We start from the raw sequence: 22310 nt of genomic DNA on the forward strand, positions 1-22310 counted from the left end.
ATGACAGCGCAATTACATCACAATAACACTATTTTTGTCAAAAAAAAATTTCCTATCACGCTAGTCTGTAACCGTGTTAATGCCCCAGCAAATATTGGTAGTATTTTTAGAATTGCGGATAGTTTTGGAATCGAAAAAATATATTTCTGTGGAGAAGATATCACAGTGATTAGTAAACGAATGCAACGCACCGCTAGAGCCACTCACGAAATAATACCTTATGAACAAGAAGATCAAATAGCACTCGTTATTGATAAATTACAATCTGATGGATATAAGATTATTGGATTAGAAATCACACAAAATAGTGTTCCTGTATCAGAAACACATTTTTCTACTGATGACAAAATCGCCCTTATTATTGGTGATGAAAGTCAAGGAATTTCTGAAGAGATATTAATAAAAACAACTAAAAACATACATATAAATATGTATGGTACGAATAGTAGTATGAATGTAGCAACAGCTACTGGAATTGCACTCTATGAGATTACAAAGCAGTTAATGATCAATGAAAATTAATAAAAGATGATAGAAAAAGTTTTTATATATTATTAAACTTTAGCTTCTCTGAAAAAAATTATATATGAATTCTAAAACAATCGCTTATGGTATTCTGAGAGCAATAGCAATACTTGTTGGTGTGCTGATGCTACTCTGGTTTTTATATAAGATACAATCGATCCTACTTTATATTACCTTTGCAGCTGTAATTTCATTAATGGGAAGACCATTGGTGCAGTTCCTGAAAAGGAGGTTGAAATTTAACAATACCATTGCGGTAATGTTTGCTCTATTTATTACTATAGGATTGTTTCTTAGTTTGTTTTTACTATTCGTTCCTATTGTTACGGAGCAAGGGCAACTGATTGGGGAAATCGATATCAATGAAGTTGGTGATGATCTCGACCGCTTAAATCAGGAGATCAGTGATTATTTCAATGTAGAAAAACTGAACTTTGTGGAATTGATTAAGCAAACAGATCTGATGCAATTCTTTGATCTTAAAGCAATACCGAATGCCATCAATACGTTCTTAAGTGGTTTTGGTGCATTATTGATTGGATTATTTTCTGTATTATTTATTTCATTTTTTTTACTTAAGGACAGCAAACTATTAGAAAACAGTATGCTTGTTTTTGCTAAGAAAGAAAATGAAACCAGATTTATGAGAGCTTTTACTAAAATCAAAGATCTATTATCCCGCTATTTTGTAGGTTTACTGCTTCAGGTGTTGATTCTATTTGTATTATATACTATTTTATTATTAATTTTTGGAGTGAATAACGCTATTGCATTAGCGTTAATAGCTGCTATCTTTAATTTAATACCATATGTAGGTCCCTTATTTGGTGGAGCATTGGTTTTGATCCTAGCTACTACGGGTAACTTAGGATACGATTTTCAATCAGTTATTTTGCCAAAATTATCCTATATTTTGATCGGATATATTGTAATCCAATTGATTGATAATTTCCTGAATCAACCGTTGATCTTTGGAAACAGTGTAAAATCACATCCTTTAGAAATTTTTCTAGCGATTCTTATTTTTGGAGCATTATTTGGAATTGGCGGATTAATTGTAGCTGTGCCCTTTTACACTGCTATTAAAGTAATTGCAAAAGAATTTTTATCGGAGTATAAAATTGTTAAGCAATTGACTAAAGAACTTTAATTACCAATCCGTTGACTATAAAAAGCTCTACACATGAAAAAAACACTCTATGATTTAACTAAAAAAGATTGGAACACCTTGTTTCCTATCCAATTAGTTAATCATTCCCCAAAATGGAAAACAATATACAAGCAAGAAGAACAGCTTATAACAAATACTATCTCTAAAGAATTTATAACCCGTATTGCCCATTTTGGGAGCACATCAATACCCGATATCAAATCTAAACCTTATATAGATATCATTATCGAGGTTCCTAAAGAATCACTTTTTAACGAGAATATTATTAAACAATTTGAAACCATTGGTTACACATATTTCTTAGTCCCAAAACGAGATGAATTCGAGGCCTATATGAATTTTGGAAAAGGTTATAAACTTGACGGTACTAAAGAGCAAATTTTTCATATTCATATGTGTCCTAGTGATAACCTTATGTGGGAACAGGTTAAATTTAGGGACTATCTTATTTCTAATCCTTTGAGAGCAAAAGATTATGAAAAACTAAAAATAACATTAGCCGAAAAACACAAAAATGATAGAGGTGGTTATGTTTTATCCAAAACCAATTTTATAAATGAAACATTGGCATTAATTAACTCGGTTCATTAACGTTTATTTAAAAAAATTGAACTACCATATTTTACATAAAAAAATACAAGATTTCATCTTTAAACAATCGGATGACAAGATAGATCTAACAAAGTTGATACTATCTGGAAGTCCTTTTGAAAATATTACTGTTCAGGAACTCGCCCAACAAATTAGTGGAAGGCTTAAAGCTAAAGACAAACTACCTTTATGGCACCAAACTAAAGAAATTTATTATCCTCCAATACTAAACTTAGAACAAACCTCATCTGAAGCGACGGCGATTTACAAAAGTGAGTTAGTCTCTGGCGACATTATGATCGATCTTACTGGTGGTTTTGGGATCGATGATTATTATTTTTCCAAAAAGATGAAACGTTTTATTCATTGTGAATTAAATCCAACGTTAAGTGAAATTGCAGCACATAATTTTCAGGTTTTGGAAACAAATACAATTGAAACACACATTGGTGACGGATTAGAAATTCTGGAAAACCAAGAGCATATCGATTGGATCTATATCGATCCATCCAGAAGACACGATAGTAAAGGAAAGGTTTTCTTTCTTAATGATTGCCTACCTGATGTACCTTCCAATCTGGATTTTTTATTTTCAAAAAGCAATAATATCCTGATAAAAACTTCTCCGCTTCTAGATATCCATTCTGGAATAAAAGCATTACAATTCGTCAAAGAAATTCATGTGGTTGCTCTAAACAATGAAGTAAAAGAACTGCTTTGGGTTCTGGAAAAAGGAAATAAAAGGGACACTGTCATCCATACTATCAACCTAATAAAAGATAAAAAAACATCCTTTTCCTTTTCATTAAAGAAAGAAAGTAGCATTTCTCCAAAACTTTCATTACCCAAAAAATATATCTATGAACCTAACGCAGCCATTATGAAATCAGGTGGTTTCTTTAGTGTCGCAGAAACTTTTAAATTAGAAAAGCTTCACCAACATTCTCATCTTTATACCTCGGATAAAAAGATAAAATTCCCAGGAAGAAGCTTCGAAATAATTTCGGTATTACCATATCAAAAACAAGTCCTAAGGAAAGAAAGACTCACTAAAGCAAATATTACTACACGTAATTTTCCCGAAACCGTTTCTGCAATTCGTAAAAAGTTTAAAATTAAAGACGGTGGTGATCTCTATCTGTTTTTTACAACAAATTGTAATAACGAAAAAATAGTTTTGGTATGTAAAAAAAATCGAGTCAACATTTAAAACTAATTTAAATGTGACTCGACTTTTCAATTTAAGCTTTATTTCTGAAAGACAATTTTATTTAGAATCTGATTTTCTTTCAATCATAAAGAAATTCTTATCGACAGATTTTACTTTATAGTTTTTATCATTTACCGAATATCTAAATTCTTCACCCTTCACCATAATAACGAATCCTTCATCGGTTGGCATAATCTTAAAATCTTTATCAACCTCTTTTAAATATGAAATCTGAATGGTGTTATCAAAAGAATTATCGTACTTATCATCAATGGTAATAACTTTTGTAATTCTTTCTTGAGCATCTACTCGATCTTGATTCAATTTGTATCGATCTTCTTTTTCTAACTTAATTGGATCCAATTCTTTATTCCATATGGTTATTACGTAAGGGATTGTCTTATTTCCTCTCTCCAATTCATATGTTTTCACGATTGTTTGCTTCGTAACTTCCATATTGGGTTCTTGCGCAGTTACAGTTGCGAAGGTGAATAATAGAGCTATAAATGGTATTTTATTTAAAATTTTCATGTTTTTATATTTTGAAATTATTAATTACTAACTGTTTTTTAATTTTATTTAGTATCAACGACGTTTAACGAGCCGTTAGTTAGCATTAATCTTTTCATTTCTTTTTCTCAACATTTCCAATTTTTTTTCTAAGGTTACGATTACATCATCTGCCTTTAAACTCATATCATTTACTAAACCATCAATTTCTTTTGAGAATTCGGCTTTTTCAGAATTGAATTTTGATGTGATTTCGTTCGAGATTATATTCGCACGTTCTACCAAATCTTCTTTTGTATCTTTTACTTTAACTTTTATTTTTTTTCTAGTATTCTTACCGTTATCGGGTGCGAATAGAAGTGCCGTTACTGCTCCGAGTGCTGCTCCTGTTGCTAATCCGATAATAGTGTTGCTGTTACTTGACATAAATAAGTTTTAAATATTAAAAATTAATTTTAAGTGAATTTGAAAGGTTCAATCAAAAATCTAGCAGTTAGAAATTTATAACTGATATTTAATATAATTTTTGTAAATATGAATGAAAAAGCTATTCAGTAATAGAACTTACAAGAAGATTTCCAACATAATTCTTAGAAATCAGAATACACATAAAATGTATTCAATAACTTTTTAAAATTTCAAATTCTAAGGAAATAGTATTGAATGATAATTCTTTTTCCTATTTGTCTATCTATTAATGTTTGTTTAATAAATCAACACTTTTAATATATAGCAAATAGTAATTTTGTCAAGTGCTTTAACGGGTTTTAACCTTTAGAACTCCCTATTAACATAAAAATATGTTAATAGGGAATTTTTATCTTATTTTATTTAACACTATTAACTTAAAGCAAAAGGATACAGTATTCAAAAGAAATTAAAACTTTTAGATCTGCTGATTTCTAACGAAAATTTGATTCTCTATCGCATGAATTACTAATCCAGCAATATTCTTAGAACCCGTTTTTACTAATAAATTATTACGATGTCCTTCTACTGTCCTTGGGCTAATAAATAATTGTTCTCCAATCTCTATTGTAGTCTTTTGTTCGCAAATTAGTTTTAAAACTTCTCGCTCTCGCTTAGTTAGATACTCATCATCTCTGGATTGTTTATTCATCTTCAAAGAAGCTTCCTCCAGAATACTCATAACATTTTCATCATAATAAAAACCTTTTACAGCCACTTGATTTATGGTATTTACTACTTCTGTCGGTGTGGCATTTTTAGCAAGATATGCTACCGCACCTTGTTGCATCATATTCGTAATAAAGGGTTTACTATAATAACTGGTTAATGCGATGATCTTAATTTCTGGAAATTTTTTCTTGACAATTTTAGTGGTTTCTACTCCATTAAGATCTGGCATTTTGAGATCCATTAAAATAACCTCAGGTAAATCTCTAGATAGGTTTAATTGTTTGATTAGGTCATTACCATTCTCTGCCTGAATACAAATCTCTATATTACTTTCTTTATTTAGGATGAAAGTAATTCCTTGTCTAAATAATGTTTCGTCATCGGCTATGGCTAATTTTATGATGTCTTTTTTCATGGTTTAGGTTTTTTTAGTGCTAATATTAAAAGTCACTCCATTACCAATCTCACTATAATATGAAAGCATCCCATCGAGTATCTCTACTCTACTTTCTATATTTCTGAGGCCTATTCCCTTATTTTTATTTACAGATTCTGTATCAAATCCGTCTCCATTATCAACGTATTCTAGATCTAATTGCTCATTAGTGTCATCTATTTTTAATATTACATTTTCGGCTTTACCGTGTCTGACGGAATTATTCAGAAGTTCCTGAATAATCCTGAAGATATGCAATTCATTGCTTTTAGACAATAGATCTTTATATTTTATCTCATAATTTACCTTCACTTTTTTGCTACTGATAAATTCATCACAGAGTTCTTCTATAGCCGCCTGAAGCCCAAAATTCTCTAAAATTGGCGGTAAAAGATTATGCGCCAATCGCCTGGAACTTTCTAGAGTTCTGGTGGTAACGGATAATATATGTTGTAAGGTTTGTTGCTGTTCTCTCTTATCTAATGTACCATCTATTAACACATTGGCACTAAGACTTACCACATTAAGTTTGGCACTAATAGCATCATGCAAATCCTGTGCAATTCGTTTACGTTCTTCTTCTTGTGTTTCTATGGTGCTATGTAACAAGTCTTTTTGGTAAGACAATGCTAAGTTGGCTTTTTCTAGCTCGGCAGCAATAATCTTTTTACGAGAAAAGAAAAAGAAAAGCACCAATGCAACTGCCATAAGCAATAAGACTAAAATAGCAATTAAGATAATCACAATGATTTGGGAATCTTCTTGTAGTAATTCTTTCTCCATTCAATAAAGATTAGGATTTGGAAGATAATATATAAAACGGCATTTACTCTAAATAAAATAGCATAAACTTCTTGAGATATATTAATATTGAACACTAAATTTCCAGAGGCTAAGATTAATGTATTGCAAATAAGGTATAAAAATAATCCAATCGTAACATAAAGAAATTTAGGTTTTTGTTTCTGCAATACCTGATATAAATAAGATATCGCATAAATCACTAATATAGAATGCGTTATACCAATTCCTATGGGATTATACCTAAAAAACAATTCAAGATCTTGTAAATACTGGTAAGCCAGAAGTGCAATAATCAATGCTGTAAAAACCAAAATAATATTCTTTTTTAATAAAGATTTAAAAAAAAACGATAATAACAAAAACTGCAACATTAAGAAAACATTTACCATATATAGATTTGACAAATGTAAAATGGCTCCAAGTATTGACATCGATACTTGTACAATTGTACTAATTATTAAAAAAAAAGCAAAAAACATAAAAGCCTTACTTTTATGCAAGGCTTTTATGTAAAGTACTGTATTAATAATCAATAAAACAGTGGAAAAATAACCTAAAAACTTGGTTAACTCCATTTTATTGATTCAAGGGACTATTTGAATCGCAAAACGGTGGACAAGGGTTTGTTACATCATAAATTCCACTAGTTGTAGTATCTGATGCTGATGATTTTAACGTTGTAGGATTCCCATCCACTGTACCATCAATGATATCTCTATCGACTCCATCAACATTTTCAGTTCCTACAAAAATTATTTTTTCTGTACCATCACCATCAATAGCTAAATACCCTCTTACTTTAGAATTTAAATTGTTAGCATTTGTTTGCGCCTGTTGTGCGGCAGCATCGTCTAATACTCCAATTTCATTTAATACTTCTACAAAATCTACTGCTGGTATTAAAAATGCATTTACCGCATTAGGATGTTGCGCTCTCCAGTTTGCTGTCCATTGTGCTCCTGTGTCTTTAGAAATTGTGTTTTCGCTGTCCGAGTTCATTTTTGTTTTTGGTTTAAATTAGTAATATGATTAAATAAGCTTACAAAATATGGGGTATATGGTTTGTAAATACTATCCCAACTTTAGATACAATCTAAAGTTGATTTTATCTGAATTAACATTCCCTAAATTTATGATAATTGCTACGTATATCCTTAGACAAATGTGAAAAATTTATGAAATTGAAATGGAGATAGCTCTTTTGATTGAAAATCAAATACATAAAAAATCTATTTTTAAGAATCCTGAATTAATAGACCTGACAGGTTTTAGAAACCTGTCAGGTCTAAAATATACAAACCCTTTTCTAATCACTCGTTCAAAAGGAGAGAAAATAGTACCCTGTAATCGAAGAAACAAACCTCACAGGTCATAGAGACCTGTGAGGTCTTGATAAATATTATTCTGCCCTTTATAATCATGCTACAAAACTCTTGATCTTTTAATCAGGATCACAAGTATTTGGACAAGGTAATGTAAAATCATAGGCTGGTCCACTACCTCCATTTTTAGTAGCCGTTTCTATACGATTATTAGTGATCGGTACTAAAACAGTTGTCAGTTTATTATCATTGTTTAATCCCCAAGATAAGTTGATAGATTCTGATTCTAAACCAATCATATGTTGTACTACATTAGGTTCTAAAGCAAAATGACGGATACGCTCCCCATTATAAGAAGTGATCTCATTGATATCTGTGTTAGACTTTTGTTGCCAAGAATTCACAAAACCGGCAGCTTCATTAAATTGCAATATATGCTTTGCTACTGTAGGATCGATTATAGCTTCTTTATTAAAACTAATCTCTCGTAATTTATTTAACTGTTCACTTATCGCTAAGCTCTCTGTTTGTTTGATGAACTCTTCTGCCAAGACAGTACCTTTAGCATCAATACTTACTACTTTTACCTGTAACTTGTTGTTTAATATCCCTGGCACAAAACGTATCTGATATACATCTTTGTGGTTCAATACATTCTGTAGTAGTTGTGTAGCAATTGGATAATTCATTTCCTCTCCTGTAAAAAATTCAGAAAGATCTGCTTCTTGCCAATTTTTAGCAAATAGATCTTCTGTGGATTGTTCGATTGTTTCCAACGTTGTTTCTTCTTGGTTACAAGAAACAAAGAATAAAAGCCCAAAAACAATAAACGCTTGTGTGAAGTGTTTAATTTTCATAATATATAGGTTTTAAATTAGTATTCTTTAAAACTACAAAAAACACTACAAATTCCCTTAAATAGTTGTAAAAAAATTAGGAGATATTCTTTATAATTTTCTGAATTTTAAAAAGAAGAAGTAACCACTATTACTCATTTTCTATGAGTAGATTGCTATCATGGCACTGTAGACGGGTATCATGGGAATGTAACTGGACTTCATGCTATGGTAATCCTACATCATGGTACTGTAGATACGTATCATGGCATAGTAGATATGCATCATGCCATTGTAGATATATATCATGACGTTGTAGACACATATCATGGTACTGCAGATGGGTATCATGGCGCTGTAGATACATATCATGATATTGCAGATGGGTATCATGATGTTGTAGATACCTATCACGATACTGTAGATGGGTATCATGACGTTATAGACACATATCATGATACTGTAGTTGGGTATTATGTAATTGTATGTAACCTACTGAACTAGTGGGATAGCATTAACTATGAGATAGTGCTTATCTGTCAGATCTTGCTTGATGGTAAAGCTTCTCTAGAGTCTATAAAAGAAATAGGCTTACGACTCATCTCAGGGAATTTTTTCGCTTTTAGAGCCTCTTTTGTGTTTAATACTAAATCTGGTACCACTCTCAGATTTGCTCTAAAATGTTCTTTTAACTCTTTTTGTTGTAAAGCGCTTAAAGAATCCAATATATGTATTAACAATTTATCAGTACCAAGCTCACCAATAACTACTTCGATTACATACATTCCTAATCCTTCGAAACTGGTAAGTACTTCTATAACACTTTGTGGATATAAGGTAGTTCCCTTATACTTAATCATGTGTTTCTTTCTACCAAGTACAGGACTTAATCGCATGGTAGTCCTACCACAACTACACGGTTCTGTATGTGCTTGCACCATATCGCCTGTAGTATATCTTAATAAAGGCATGGCTTCAATCCCAAGGGTGGTGATTGCCAGCTCTCCTACTTTTCCTTCTTCAACCGCAATACCATTTTCATCAAGAATCTCAGTAATAATCAACTCCGGGCGGTGATGCCCTCCTTGATGTGCTTCGCACTCTGTGAATGCCGTGCTCATTTCTGTGGATGCATAAGTAGAATACAGATCAATATCCCATTTCTCTTTGATCTTGTTTCCTAAAGTATTTAGATTAAAATCTTGATCTCTTAGTGGTTCTCCAATACATATTGCTGCTTTTACAGAAGAGTTGCTATAATCAATTCCATGAGCCTCTGCATATGATATTAATTTCAGCAAAAACGAAGGCACTACCACTAAATAGGTTGACTGAAAACGCTGTATAGAATCCCATTGCAATTCTGGGATCCCCGATCCTACACGAACCATAGCCGCTCCTAATTTTCGGGTTCCTAAAAAATAAGCCAACCCTGCCATAAATCTACGATCTAGGGTTGTGGTTAATTGTACCACATCTGTTTTAGTTACTCCCGCGGTTTCGAAAGAAGTTGCTTCGTTATAAGCCAATCGCTTCAAGTCTTTTTCTGTCAAAGCAAATGTAACGGGTTTTCCTAATGTACCTGATGTGGTCACATAGTCTATAATTTCCGATTTAGGCACACACAAAAAATCATCATTATATGCTTGTAAATCATCTTTGGTTGTAATAGGAAGTTTTTTAAGATCCTGAACGGTTTTGATAGCTGATTTTGAGATATCAAGTGAAGCGAACAATCTTTTATAATAAGGAGAATATTGTAAAACAAAAGCTACTAACTCCTGAAGTTTTTCATTCTGAAGATCTTCTATTTGTGCTTGCGTAGCTTGTTCTATATTTTTTGTCATTTATATCTATTCTTTTTATTCTTTTTCAGACCTCACAGGTCTTAGAGACCTGTGAGGTCTACTCCATGAAGTTTACCATTATTCTAAACTTAAATCACTTTCAATTTCTCTCTTCTTATGCAAATGAGCATATTCAAAATTTGATTTTCCCTCAAATAAAGACAAAATAAATTCTCTATCCAATTTAGATGGTTTATCGGACAAATAACTCTTATATGATGAATACATATAATTACTAAAATCATTAATCAATCCATGATGTTGTGGGTTGAGATGCGTATAAATTATTAACTGTCTTAAATATTGTTCATTATCAATCTTCTTTCTAGAAAATCGATCGGTAAAAAGACTACCCGTTCTGTTATATGATTTATTAATCGCTTTGGAATATGTATTAAACATATTCGAGAACCCTTGAGAAATTGATTTATCTCCAACCTCTGATTTTGTTTTTACTATTAAGTGGAAATGATTCTTTAAAAGACAGTATGCATAAATTTCGCAAACAGAAGTAATATATTTATCAAGAAGCTTTAAAAAGTAATCATAATTCCGATCCTCTTTAAATATATCTTCTTTATTATTTCCACGATTATATATGTGGAAATATGTATCAGAAATTAGAGGTTCATATTTCATTTATTATTATTTAATATCTTTCGAGACCTCACAGGTCTCTAAGATCTGTGAGGTCTAAATAATTACATCCTATATTTTTCGTTCACATTTTCTGATATATTTTTTTACATTCTCCATATCAGGAACTGTGGTTACTTCTCTTTTTTGAGCTTGTTTAAAAGCAATTAATGCCTTCTTATACTCTTTTTGTATGTAATGGTATTTACCCAGTACAAAATAAGTAGCCCAATAATTCGGGTTTAAATTTTGAAATTTCGAAAGCGCTGACTCAGATACTTTCTCTTCATTATCTGTGGCTGCTTCAATTTTTCTGCTTAGCACTCTAAACGCTTCATAATTAGCATACGTTTGTGTATGAATAAATGGATCTTCCGGCACGTTCAATGATTCTGAAGCAATAACAACTTCTTCTTTTTGTGATTTTATTTTATCAAAAACTTCATCCAAGTCGTAGGCTACGAATTCTCCCATTTGGTAAGGGTTTGTAGAAACCCAAACTTTTCGTTCTTCTGGTTGAAATACAATCCCGTGATGTGCCAACATTTGATTTAAAGCCTTTTCGTTACCATATCCGATTAGCTTATCATCCAGACCGTCTCTATTTCTCAATATTGCCACCGCTTTTTCGGGGTTTAGTTTATCATTTTCTGATAAAAGCTCTGTCATTCTCTGATATCTATAGAGGGAATGGCTTTCTGCTATTGCTTTCTGATTACGCTTATCTTCGGTATACGTATCACTCTGAAAATGATTAGAACACACCAATTGATTGGTATTTGGCACTTTATATACCCCAAAATTATTGGGAGAAACTTCTATCAATGCTGCTTTTTTGTCCTTAGCACTACCAATCATAATAGATTCGGACACAAAAACTTCTCTTTTTTTAGCTATTGCTACTGCTTCTTCTATAGTGGATGCATATTGTAATATCTCTCTGGTTAAAATAGAAATGGGGGTCTTGGCAATTAATGGTATTTTTGATTTACCCGCATTAATGGTAACTGTCAATCCCGTTTCGTTCATTCCTGATAATGCACCCATCATGCCTGCCCATCCATAAGTCATAAATTTATATCCTTCTGATGGATTCATAAACGTGACTAGTTTTTCTTTGGAAAAATCATCTCCTGCATAGAAATCAAAATTACGACCAATTAAAAGTTTACCGTCTACTGTTTTTTCATCCCAGGCAGCAAAAGATGTACATCCTACCAGCATTAAATCTTGTAATGCGTGTCCTATATCATGAGCTCCGTGTGCATAAAGCATACGCACATAGGGTTCTGCAAAATCATTATAATCATTGGAGGCATATCTAGAAACTCCATAAATTTCAGTTTTATACTCTTCGGGGACATTCAAATGTAACTTACGATTATACCAAGCTATAATTTTACTTAAAAACTTAAGATACCCTTCTGAAGGAATCAGCTCTGTAATCTTACCTATAAAAGCGTCTTCCTGTATTTTGATTAATTCTCTCCCTAAACTTCCTGCAGCAATTCCTCTTTCTAAAGGTTTTCCTTCTAGATACATTTCCCATAATCCTTGCTTGTTTTTACGAAGAAGATTATTGTTAAGTGTAAAAAAAGTCTGGCTATGTTTTATTCTAGTAGTATCGACATTTTCGATCCCAGAAATATCTGGTCTTGCTGCCAATGACTTCTTCACACCACAAGATGATGACGCCATTACGACAAGGAGAAGAAATATATAATAGAAAAAATTCCTCATTATAAATTAGATAATTCTTTTTCTTCCAAAGTACCTTTAATTTGTTTTAGCAAATGTTCTTTACCTACTAGTTCTCCGCAAGTTACAACTGCGCTTATGGTCACTCCTAAAACACCATGCATATTTAACCCTTGACCTGTAAATAATAAATTAGGAATCTTAGTTCTTGGTGATAAAAAGGATTTCATCGGATTATCTGCATCTTTTGCAAAACCATACATAGATCCTTCATAACAACCAATATAATCTCTATAGGATAAAGGTGTAGAAGTATGTACTGATTTTATACAAGATCTAATATTTGGAAACTTTTTCTCTATCTCTTTTAAATATGCTTCGATTTTACGTTGTTTAAACGCTTCATAATCCTCTCCTCTATCATTCTTTTGTGAAACCGTATTAAAAGTATCCGCCCAAGGTTTCATTTCATCAAATCGCATGTAGGCAATAGAAGTCAAATTTTCTGCAAAACCCGGATTTTTAAGATCTTCATTGGTAGAAATCAAATATGCTTCTGGCCAGTTTTCTTCTGTATATTCTTGTGTAGTCCATACTTTCTCTGGCGTACGCGTATGATAATAGTTTTTATTGATATAAGGAAAAGTACCTTTTTCGAAAACTATATATATGCTAAATGAAGATATAATACTTTCTGTATTTTGAATTCTCTTATAGTATAAATTTCTAAAATGTTCTTTTCCTATAATCTGTAAGGTAAGTTTTGGATCTACATTAGAAATAAAATGATCTCCAAAAAAAGTATCTCCTTTGGTAGTAGATACGGATACTATCTGTTTCTCTTCAAAACTAAATTTATTTACTTCTTGATACTTATAAATCTTACCTCCAAGCGCTCTAAATCGTTTTACTAATAACTTAGCAATCTGGCTTCCTCCCTGAATACACCTCCAGGCACTTTCCATATATGAGTTAACAGATAATGCATGTACATAAAACGGTGTTTTATCTGGATCACCTGCATATAATAGATTGGAGCCAGCAAGCACTGCTTTTAATTTAGGATCCTTTACAACACTATCTATATAATCCTTAGCTTTAAGTGTTAACAGATCTTCTCCATAATATCGATCTCCTTCCTGTAAATTATATAATGGAAATCTATAGCAAGTATCCCTTACTTTATCGACATATTCCATTATTCCTTTTTCTTCTTCAGGAAAAAACTTTACTAGCTGTTTTACAAAATTATCATATCCTTGTGCATGGGGATACTCAAACGCATCATCATCAAAAGTAACTACATCATAAGCATCAATATCCATTCTTTTGATTTTCAGATCATCTATAATTTCAAGATACTTAAAGTACCTATATAGATTCTGACCTTTATCCAAACCTCCTATATAATGAATACCAGTGTCGAATATACTTTTGTCTCTAACAAAAGTTTGTAGATTGCCTCCGAACTGGTTGTTCTTTTCTAAGACACATACCTTCTTACCTTCTTTAGCAAGGATATTTGCGGAAACCAATCCTCCTAATCCACTTCCGATAATAATGATATCAAATTTCTCTTGCATCTATTTTATTCTATTCAAAACTGTTAACCCAAACTCCTGAATATCTACTCGAAAGGTAGTTTTCATTAATTCGAGAAACTCGTTACTTTCGGAAAATATAATAATTCGCTTTATATCTTCTGATAGTATTTCTTTTATGTATTTTGGTTGTATTGGTGTAGCTGTATGTAACAAAAGTACATCAAATTTTGTCGATGTCAAATCTTGATGATCCACAAACTCCACTTTATTTCTTTTAGTACTATAGCAGTTTTTTGCGATAGCCAATTTTTCATCTTGAGTTAGCACTCCTTTCAGCTTAGCATATGGCTTTTTAAAACTTAGATATAACAAAAACTGTCCATAATCATCACTGTATTGTAAAACCCGGTCTTTATGCTCAATAAAACTTGCTGCCTTATAGTATTTTTCTTTAAGTAATTCAAAATCAACTTTGACTTCTTTAAAGCAACTTTTATACCTATAATTATTTAATAATGCCTTTTTATAATAATTTACACCTTCTAGATCTTTTTGAAGTTCAAAAAACTGTTCTCTAAAATAAGTACTTATCTTTTTAGTTCTCTCTACATAACCGTTTCCAAACTTCTTGTTATCTGCGGCAATTCTTGGTAAAATCTTTAATTGTATCGCTCCATCGTGAATGATAAAATCACCTTTTGGAGACACCTGAGCATTACCGTGAATTACTACGGGTAGTATATCCAAATTCAATTCTTGAGCGAGATAAAATGATCCTTTATGAAATCTACTCATCTTAGCGGTATTTGTTCTGGATCCTTCTGGGAAGGCTATTAATGAATATCCTTGTTTCACTTTTTCGCGCAGGTGTTCTACACCACCTTCTATACCCGAAGAAACCGGATAAAATCCTGCTAGTTTTGCCGCTCTTCCGAAAACTGGATTATCATACACCCAATCCTTCACTAAATATATAAGTTTAGGGTATAACATTCCAACAGAAATAATATCTAAAAACGAAGAGTGATTAGCAATAATGATACATTGCTTACTAAAATCTTCATTTTCTGGATTATATACTCTTTTCTTTACAAAAGGATTCGAATATAAAACGGATCTCATCAATTTAGAGGTAACGCTATGAAAAATGGCCATTTTCTTTTTCATACGTGCCGGAAACCAAGGAATAATCAAACTACTGATTATCGACACAATAAATCCTCCTATTATAAAATATCCAAAACTAAAGATAGACCAGATAGTTTGACGTATTCTAAGCGGTGTCAACCCTTTTTTAACACGGTTAGTAATAAATGCTCTAAATAACATTGGCTGAATCGTAAACGCTACTAAAACTGCTGATAGAATTCCAATTAAAGATACTATAGAAATGGAGCGAAGTGCTGGATGCTTTGCAAATATTAGCACTCCAACTCCTAATATAGTCGTTATCACCGATAGTAAAATAGAGGTTTTATACGTAGACAATTCTTTTACGCCATACGTAAACTCTTTTACAAGTCCATTTGTGATAAAAATGCTATAATCTACTCCTAAACCAAAAATAAAAGTGGAGATAATTACATTAAAAATATTAAAATCTATACCCAACATTTTCATAACTCCTAATGTAATCACCCAGGTAATTGCAATTGGTAATGCAGTTAACAATGTGAGCATAGGGTCTCTATAAAACAATAATAACAATAAGACTACCGCTATCAGAGAATACCCAATTAATGAATTAAAATCATTCTTAAGATTTCCTAGCAAAGTCTCATTCAATTGCTTTCGATCAATCACAACAATATTCGCTATCTTACTTAAAGAAGTATTTATATTATCAGCTTTCTCGTGATCTACTTTTATAGCAGAAACCACTGTAGAAAAACCATCTTCATTAGTCACAAATTCATCAAGATATAGTTCCTTAATATTTTGATATTCATTAAAACTAATGGGGTTAGTTTCTGAATTTAATGTTGCATAAAACTGAGTAAATGTTTCTGGTTTAAAACCAACAACACTTCCTTTTTCTTTCAATAAATTAGTAATGGTATCTACCCGTTGTTTTGTCCAAAATTCATTCCATAACTTTATTTTTTCAATTTGAGCTTCCTGAGAAAGAACAACTCCACCTACGGAACTGAAGTTAATTAACTCTTTATTTGACTTCTTCTGTTGTAAAGTCTCAAATAATTTATTATTTGCATTTAAAGCTTCATTTAGCGATGTTCCGTATGAAACCAAATAAATTGACTTAGCCTTATTGTTATTGATTCTATCCAAATCTTCTTCTGCCGCTATCAACTCTTCTGGCTGATAGTTCATTTTACTTAGATCGGTATTAAATCCTACTTTATGAAACAGAAATAACCCAATAACAAATACTACCGCTATAATTGAAATAAGAACCTTACTTTTATGAAAATCTGTTTGAGAAATTCTATCTATAAATGTTTTTCTTTTAGCTTTTTTACTTTCAGAAAAACGATATACCTGTGGAATAAATATCAAAGCAAAAATAGATGCTCCCACTACACTCACTGCAGCAAAAACCCCAAGATCATTTAACGCTTCGGATTTTACAAAAATCAAACACAAGAAAGCAACAGCAGTAGTTAAACTACTCATAATAACAGGCATAGAAACATCTCGATATAGCTCTTTTACATTGTTATTGTTTCTAAAATGTGTAAGAATATGTAGCGAATAATCTAATGTAATACCCAGTAAAACAGATCCTATACCTAAAGATATGGCAGATATATTTCCTTTGATCAAATACAATACTGCTATGGCAATGATTGCTCCAAAAACGGTAGGAGTAAAAATAATAAGTGGTACTGTGAGTTTTCTATAGAAAAAAATCAAAATCAATAGTAAGATGCTCATCGCGATACTAACCGTAAGCTGTATATCGTGTTTTATTTGTTTTGCATTCGCTACAGCATATAATGTCGCTCCAAATAAATTCGCTTCCGCCTGTTCTGAATATTTTTTATTTAGGTCAGTTGTAATTTTTTTTAGTCTTTCAACAAAAAATGTATTTTCTCCTGTCTCATTAGTTGCTAAAGCTGGTGTAAGAAATAATAACAAATTTTTTCGGTCTTTAGTAATTAAAAAACCGTTATATAAATCGTAATTATCTCCTAACTGTAATTGGGCTAGTTTTTGAAGTCCCTTTGGGGTTAATGCCAAAGGGTCCTTTACAATAAATTTTTTGGTAACTAAGCCAGCCGGAGAAATTAAAGTTTTATAATTATTTTCGATAACTTCCGCAATAGAGTCCGGGTTGATTTGCTGATCTATATATTGATAATCCGATTCATTAAGAAAAAACGGAAGGTGTTTATATACAAAATCATATAATTCCATTACGTTATCATCGGCAACTTTACCTTGTATTTTTTTTACATATTTAGGAAGATGGGTATTAATAGAATCTATATACGCTGAAGCATACGCTACAAGATCATCGGGGTTTTCATTTTTATTAGTGATATTAACCACAATTTTATCCGAAAACGATACCGTTTTTAGAACTTTCTGTGTCACCTCTGATTTACCACTATTAGGAATTAGCCTAGTAATATCTTCTTCGAACCCAATTTTACTTGCCAAAAATGCAAATACAGCAAAAACGCCAATAATTATAGGCCAAGCAATTAATCTATTCTGCCTGATGTACTGATATACTAAAAGAAAAAACTTATGCATCTATTGCATTACTTTTGGATTTACTAGAGCTAAAATACAAATACGCACTGACTCCTGAAATCAATGATACTAATGTTGCCAAAATAAGACTCCCTATTATATATTGCCCTAAACTTTTGAAGATATCTGTACCAGATTTTATATCTTCTATATTAAGCGTAACGTCCATTTCTCTTCCCATCACAATAGCACCAATCTGATAACTACCATAAATAATAAATGGAATTAGTGGAGGTATACTTATATTAGAAAACAAAAATGCAATAGGTCTATTAAGTTTAAAAGCAATTGCAAGTGATATAACCAAAATAGTCTGAAATCCCCACAACGGTGCAATACCTATAAATAAACCAAGAGCAATAGCACTTGCTTTTTTTATTGGAGGATCATTGCTTCTTAATACATTTTCTTTCCAGTATTGTTTAAACCCTTTTTTTTTTACCCTAGTTATAAGCCGTTTGGGTAAGTAAAAAAACAACGTTAATGTCACTAACCAAGTATTCAGGATACTAATTCGAGTAAAATCTTTGAAAGGTCTAAAATGAGATACACGTTCAGTTTCATCATATAACACTTGGACTGGTATATTCCGAACTTCTACATTTCTCCAAGCAAGTTTAACAATTACCTCTATTTCTAACTCGAACTTTGTGGTGAATAGTTTTAGTTTACTAATCTCCTTTATTGGATATAATCTATATCCCGACTGCGTATCCTTTAGTTTAATTCCGGTTTCTATGTAATACCAAAAATTAGAGAATTTATTTCCAAAACTACTTTTACCAGGTACTGACGGATCATCCATATTTCGAGAACCTATCAATAATAAAGATGAACTAGGATCTTGTTTCTCCAGCTCGTCTAAGAACAAGGTTAAATCGTTGGGAAAGTGCTGACCATCACTATCTATGGTAATTATATAATTATATCCTAAACGGTCAGCTTGTTTAAAAGCCTCCCTTAACGCCATTCCTTTTCCTTTATTCTTTGGAAAAGTAATTATTACAGCTTGGTCTTGATAGTTTTCTAAAATACTAGCTGTATCATCAGTCGAACCATCATTTATAATAATAACCCTATCTGTATACTCCAGAACACCTTGAATAACTCTATCTAAAGTTCTCTGGTTATTATATGTAGGAATGAAAACACAGCAATTTAGTGTCTCAAAACGATGATCTAATAATGTAGTTACAGTCACAGTGCTATTTTTTCCATTACAAAAATAGGGTATGATACGATTAAACAAATAGAAATATTATCTAATTCTCTTTGTTTTTTCAACAAAAGATGAAATTTTGATTTGTTCTATCCTATTGTTCTTAACTATAGAAACTATAATTTCATCTTTTTTGGCTGTAATCATTTGATTCTGAAACTCACTATCAGGCTTAATATTTAATAAATACTCACCCTTTTTTATAATATTTGAAACAATCAAATTAGAGCTTAAATCCATAATATCAAATCTTAATTTTTCTTTTTTGATATCTAATTGAGGAAAAGCAATATCTTCTATTTTAATATTTTGATCATCTTTAGTTACTTCAAATTGTATTTTATATTGAACAAATTGATCTTGATTTGGCCTTCCTGGTATGGTTATTTCTTTAACTGCAGACACTAATAAAATTTCTTCTTTACAAGATAAGATTGTGCACATTGTTAAGAAAGTAATTATCACGGATACGTATTTCATTTTTGTCTATTTCTATAAATTAAAAACCGGTAAAGAAAATAAGCATTCTTTACCGGTCTAAAAAATTATGGTTTTAATTATTTCACTATAATCCTTTTTACTATTCTCTTGTTGTTATTTTTCAAATCAACTAGATAAACTCCCGAACTATATGAGGATAAATCAACTGTAGTAGTTACTTCGTCTGTTTTAAAACTTTTCACTACGCCACCAATTATATTATATATGGTAATTTCAGATTCGTTATCAAAATCAGCTAATTTCACGGTAAATATTCCATCGGTTGGATTAGGGAATATGTTCAACACACTACTATCATCAAATTCTCCAATTCCTAATACAGAAGGGTTGATTGAGATTTCCCATACACCACGTCCATAGGTTGCTACTCTTAATTTATTTGTTCCATAATGTACCTCTAAATCATTGGAGATTACATTTGGTAATCCTTCTCCATAAACCTCCCAATCAGTACTTGAATTATTTCTATGAAAAACTCCAATATCTGATCCTAAGAAAAGATCTCCATCTCCTCCAGTTAAATAAAGAATTTTATGCATTGGAACATTAGGTAGAGTTCCTGATATATTGGTCCAACTAGTTCCAGAATTATCCGATCTAAAAACTCTATTCCCATCATTATATCTTCCATAACAAATATAAACCTCTGCTGGATTAGTAGAATTAACTGCAATACTTGTTACAAGACCATTTACGGGTAAAGTCAACGTATCCCAACTCGAACCTCCGTCAGAAGTTGTATAAACACCATTTCCATCAGTTACATAGAGAACTTGATTATCCGAAGGAGCAATTGTAATTGCCCTAGGAGCCCCACCAGGTGAATTCATATTGCCCCAAAAATCTCCAGAAACAGTTGATCTATAAATATTTCCAAACCCACCGTAAATGGTATTTGGGTCTATAGGATCTATCTCCAAAGGCCAAACAAATCTTGCTCCACTTGGGGTAGTTAGTCTTGTAGTTCGTGTTGCCCATCCATCTGTAGTTCTTTCTACATATCCAGCTTGACTACATGTCCAAGCTATATTAGAATCACTATAATTCCATAAAGCCTCTACTCCATCAGTTCCAAAATTTCTATTAATCCAATCCGTTCCATTATATTGGGTAATATCATTATCCTGTGCCCCTGCTAGTAAAAAATCTGCATTTTGTGGTGTCCCTGCAACTTTATAATATTGTGTTATTGATAGACCAGAAGATAAATCTCGCCATGCATCATCAGTCGCAATATTACCTACAAACAAACCTCCATCGTTAGCAGAAAAAACCTCCGTACTACTTCCTGGTAAAAATTCTAAATCATGATGATCCGAATGCACATAGAAAAATGGATTTCCAGGCACCCAATATCCATCAAGGTATTTTTGCCAAGTAAACCCTCCATTAGTAGTTCGCCATCCATCAATTCCACCTATAATAATTAGATCTGCATTATCTGGTGCTATTAAAATTGTTTGGTTATATCCTCCTTGCGTACTCAATGAAGATGGAGTGGATATCGATGATGAATTCCAGGAAGCTCCTCCATCAGTAGATCTAAAAACAGTTCCATTATTCATTCCAACCAAAAAATCCGGATCACTTGCAGTCGTAGCGATATCAAAACGACCTCTATTAGTCAAACCAGTAGATGAAGCAGTCCAATTTTCTCCATTATCCGTAGAAATATGAAAAGTTGTAGATCTACCTCCAGTTGCAAATAAAGCGGTACTCGAACCTTCTTGGTACATTATATCATTAAAACCTGTAGTTGTTGTTTTTAAACTCCAATTTGCTCCCGCATCAGTTGATTTATATATACCAGCATTTGTAGTAGCAAAAATAGTATCTGGATTATTAGGATCTATAAGTAAATGTGCTATTAATCTTGTTTGCGTAACTTCATAATTTAAACCAGTTGTCACCCAAGTTTCTCCGTGATCAGTAGATTTTAAAACTCCAATAGAATTGTTCTGAAATCCATCATAGTCTCCTGTAGCCATATACATGATATCACTATTCGTTGGATGAAAAACGATATCTGATACACCGAGATTAGGAATGTTATCTCCTTTAGGTATCCAGGTATTTCCGAAATCATTAGATCTCCAGATTCCACCTCCAGGTGCTCCTACCCATATTTCATCGGTATTTGCCGGATTAAAAGTAACTACATTCAATCTTCCCATACCTGCATAAAAGGTAGTCTCAGATTCTGGAATCACCTTAGGTCCTATTAACGTCCAGCTAGCCAAATTTTCATTTTTTTCTACTGGAGTATTTTGTTGATACTTATTCCACTCATTATAAGTCATTAAAGGACTTGGAAAAGAACCATCTTCATTTATACGACTCTCCCAAAAATAAGCCCAACGCTCAAATTGTTTAATTTTTTTTCTATCTGATCTAGTATTACTTTTGCTAATTGAAGTGTATTCCTGACGTTTTTCATCCACCACTTCAAAATAGTTACTATCATCTTTAGCAGGTGAATTACGCCAATTTTGTGCTGTTATTATATAACAACTTAAAACTGTTATAAAAAAAAGGAAATTTTTTCTCATTTATGTGTTAGTTAGAATTAGTCTATTATAACTAAAACAGTAAAAACTTAA

General features: G+C 31.9%; 19 protein-coding genes. 5 read left to right on the forward strand and 14 right to left on the reverse strand.

Annotated elements, in window-relative coordinates; translation table 11 throughout:
• From Q0921_RS04945 to Q0921_RS04960, 4 genes are all read left to right on the forward strand, one after another.
• Positions 1–522 (forward strand): TrmH family RNA methyltransferase, encoded by a 522-nt coding sequence (locus Q0921_RS04945; protein WP_299254121.1) that lies wholly within the window; start codon positions 1–3, stop codon positions 520–522.
• Positions 523–586: 64 nt separating this feature from the next.
• On the forward strand, positions 587–1675 hold the full coding sequence (locus Q0921_RS04950; RefSeq protein ID WP_299254123.1) for an AI-2E family transporter: 1089 nt from the start codon (positions 587–589) through the stop codon (positions 1673–1675).
• Between the two features lie 33 nt (positions 1676–1708).
• A complete protein-coding gene (locus tag Q0921_RS04955) occupies positions 1709–2287 on the forward strand; it encodes a GrpB family protein (protein WP_299254125.1) in 579 nt (192 codons plus the stop codon).
• 16 nt (positions 2288–2303) lie between these two features.
• Positions 2304–3497 (forward strand): class I SAM-dependent methyltransferase, encoded by a 1194-nt coding sequence (locus Q0921_RS04960; protein WP_299254128.1) that lies wholly within the window; start codon positions 2304–2306, stop codon positions 3495–3497.
• 57 nt (positions 3498–3554) lie between these two features.
• Here the strand turns inward: Q0921_RS04960 and Q0921_RS04965 are convergent, their stop codons facing one another.
• The 6 genes from Q0921_RS04965 to Q0921_RS04990 all read right to left on the reverse strand — a co-directional run bounded on the left by Q0921_RS04965 (position 3555) and on the right by Q0921_RS04990 (position 8566).
• Positions 3555–4028 (reverse strand): hypothetical protein, encoded by a 474-nt coding sequence (locus tag Q0921_RS04965; RefSeq protein WP_299254132.1) that lies wholly within the window; start codon positions 4026–4028, stop codon positions 3555–3557.
• A 75-nt stretch (positions 4029–4103) separates the two neighbouring features.
• Positions 4104–4433 (reverse strand): YtxH domain-containing protein, encoded by a 330-nt coding sequence (locus tag Q0921_RS04970; protein WP_299254134.1) that lies wholly within the window; start codon positions 4431–4433, stop codon positions 4104–4106.
• A 460-nt stretch (positions 4434–4893) separates the two neighbouring features.
• Positions 4894–5562, reverse strand: coding sequence for a response regulator transcription factor (locus tag Q0921_RS04975; protein ID WP_299254136.1), 669 nt, complete (start codon positions 5560–5562; stop codon positions 4894–4896).
• Between the two features lie 3 nt (positions 5563–5565).
• Positions 5566–6366 carry a sensor histidine kinase gene (locus Q0921_RS04980; RefSeq protein ID WP_299254139.1) on the reverse strand — a complete coding sequence of 267 codons (801 nt, stop codon included), beginning with the start codon at positions 6364–6366 and terminating at the stop codon, positions 5566–5568.
• Positions 6367–6963: 597 nt separating this feature from the next.
• Positions 6964–7386, reverse strand: coding sequence for a hypothetical protein (locus tag Q0921_RS04985; RefSeq protein ID WP_299254141.1), 423 nt, complete (start codon positions 7384–7386; stop codon positions 6964–6966).
• 442 nt (positions 7387–7828) lie between these two features.
• Positions 7829–8566, reverse strand: a complete 738-nt coding sequence (locus tag Q0921_RS04990; RefSeq protein ID WP_299254143.1) for a hypothetical protein — start codon at positions 8564–8566, stop codon at positions 7829–7831.
• Between the two features lie 207 nt (positions 8567–8773).
• Here Q0921_RS04990 and Q0921_RS04995 point away from each other — a divergent pair, with 207 nt between their 5' ends.
• The gene (locus Q0921_RS04995; protein ID WP_299254145.1) at positions 8774–9049 is read left to right on the forward strand and encodes a hypothetical protein; all 276 of its coding nucleotides are present in this window, start codon (positions 8774–8776) and stop codon (positions 9047–9049) included.
• A 35-nt stretch (positions 9050–9084) separates the two neighbouring features.
• Here the strand turns inward: Q0921_RS04995 and Q0921_RS05000 are convergent, their stop codons facing one another.
• The 8 genes from Q0921_RS05000 to Q0921_RS05035 all read right to left on the reverse strand — a co-directional run bounded on the left by Q0921_RS05000 (position 9085) and on the right by Q0921_RS05035 (position 22259).
• On the reverse strand, positions 9085–10392 hold the full coding sequence (locus Q0921_RS05000; RefSeq protein WP_299254147.1) for a phenylacetate--CoA ligase family protein: 1308 nt from the start codon (positions 10390–10392) through the stop codon (positions 9085–9087).
• A 78-nt stretch (positions 10393–10470) separates the two neighbouring features.
• Complete coding sequence (locus Q0921_RS05005; protein WP_299254149.1) at positions 10471–11031, reverse strand: transposase; 561 nt, start codon at positions 11029–11031, stop codon at positions 10471–10473.
• 69 nt (positions 11032–11100) lie between these two features.
• Entirely contained in the window at positions 11101–12726 is a 1626-nt protein-coding gene (locus Q0921_RS05010; RefSeq protein ID WP_299254153.1) for a C45 family peptidase, read from the reverse strand.
• A 41-nt stretch (positions 12727–12767) separates the two neighbouring features.
• The gene (locus tag Q0921_RS05015) at positions 12768–14309 is read right to left on the reverse strand and encodes an FAD-dependent oxidoreductase (protein WP_299254155.1); all 1542 of its coding nucleotides are present in this window, start codon (positions 14307–14309) and stop codon (positions 12768–12770) included.
• Positions 14310–17990: a 1-acyl-sn-glycerol-3-phosphate acyltransferase gene (locus Q0921_RS05020; protein WP_299254158.1), complete on the reverse strand. Its 3681-nt coding sequence runs from the start codon at positions 17988–17990 to the stop codon at positions 14310–14312. It lies immediately after the preceding gene.
• Positions 17983–19191, reverse strand: a complete 1209-nt coding sequence (locus Q0921_RS05025) for a DUF2062 domain-containing protein (RefSeq protein WP_299254160.1) — start codon at positions 19189–19191, stop codon at positions 17983–17985. The genes Q0921_RS05020 and Q0921_RS05025 overlap by 8 nt, the downstream gene beginning before the upstream one ends.
• Positions 19192–19248: 57 nt before the next feature.
• Entirely contained in the window at positions 19249–19689 is a 441-nt protein-coding gene (locus Q0921_RS05030; protein ID WP_299254163.1) for a hypothetical protein, read from the reverse strand.
• A 77-nt stretch (positions 19690–19766) separates the two neighbouring features.
• Positions 19767–22259 (reverse strand): T9SS type A sorting domain-containing protein, encoded by a 2493-nt coding sequence (locus Q0921_RS05035; protein WP_299254166.1) that lies wholly within the window; start codon positions 22257–22259, stop codon positions 19767–19769.
• Positions 22260–22310: the final 51 nt, after the last annotated feature.

The organism is uncultured Aquimarina sp. (assembly GCF_947496855.1).
In the GTDB taxonomy this organism is placed as follows: Bacteria; Bacteroidota; Bacteroidia; order Flavobacteriales; family Flavobacteriaceae; genus Aquimarina.

What these genes read in the sequence shown, in the direction of transcription:
- Q0921_RS05000 (WP_299254147.1), bottom strand. Translation starts at nt 10,392, where the DNA reads ATGACAAAAAATATAGAACAAGCTACGCAAGCACAAATAGAAGATCTT.
- Q0921_RS04985 (WP_299254141.1), bottom strand. Translation starts at nt 7,386, where the DNA reads ATGAACTCGGACAGCGAAAACACAATTTCTAAAGACACAGGAGCACAA.
- Q0921_RS04965 (WP_299254132.1), bottom strand. Translation starts at nt 4,028, where the DNA reads ATGAAAATTTTAAATAAAATACCATTTATAGCTCTATTATTCACCTTC.
- Q0921_RS05030 (WP_299254163.1), bottom strand. Translation starts at nt 19,689, where the DNA reads ATGAAATACGTATCCGTGATAATTACTTTCTTAACAATGTGCACAATC.
- Q0921_RS04950 (WP_299254123.1), top strand. Translation starts at nt 587, where the DNA reads ATGAATTCTAAAACAATCGCTTATGGTATTCTGAGAGCAATAGCAATA.
- Q0921_RS04945 (WP_299254121.1), top strand. Translation starts at nt 1, where the DNA reads ATGACAGCGCAATTACATCACAATAACACTATTTTTGTCAAAAAAAAA.
- Q0921_RS05020 (WP_299254158.1), bottom strand. Translation starts at nt 17,990, where the DNA reads ATGCATAAGTTTTTTCTTTTAGTATATCAGTACATCAGGCAGAATAGA.
- Q0921_RS05010 (WP_299254153.1), bottom strand. Translation starts at nt 12,726, where the DNA reads ATGGCGTCATCATCTTGTGGTGTGAAGAAGTCATTGGCAGCAAGACCA.
- Q0921_RS04995 (WP_299254145.1), top strand. Translation starts at nt 8,774, where the DNA reads ATGGTAATCCTACATCATGGTACTGTAGATACGTATCATGGCATAGTA.
- Q0921_RS04990 (WP_299254143.1), bottom strand. Translation starts at nt 8,566, where the DNA reads ATGAAAATTAAACACTTCACACAAGCGTTTATTGTTTTTGGGCTTTTA.
- Q0921_RS05015 (WP_299254155.1), bottom strand. Translation starts at nt 14,309, where the DNA reads ATGCAAGAGAAATTTGATATCATTATTATCGGAAGTGGATTAGGAGGA.
- Q0921_RS04980 (WP_299254139.1), bottom strand. Translation starts at nt 6,366, where the DNA reads ATGGAGAAAGAATTACTACAAGAAGATTCCCAAATCATTGTGATTATC.
- Q0921_RS05005 (WP_299254149.1), bottom strand. Translation starts at nt 11,031, where the DNA reads ATGAAATATGAACCTCTAATTTCTGATACATATTTCCACATATATAAT.
- Q0921_RS04975 (WP_299254136.1), bottom strand. Translation starts at nt 5,562, where the DNA reads ATGAAAAAAGACATCATAAAATTAGCCATAGCCGATGACGAAACATTA.
- Q0921_RS04955 (WP_299254125.1), top strand. Translation starts at nt 1,709, where the DNA reads ATGAAAAAAACACTCTATGATTTAACTAAAAAAGATTGGAACACCTTG.
- Q0921_RS04970 (WP_299254134.1), bottom strand. Translation starts at nt 4,433, where the DNA reads ATGTCAAGTAACAGCAACACTATTATCGGATTAGCAACAGGAGCAGCA.
- Q0921_RS05035 (WP_299254166.1), bottom strand. Translation starts at nt 22,259, where the DNA reads ATGAGAAAAAATTTCCTTTTTTTTATAACAGTTTTAAGTTGTTATATA.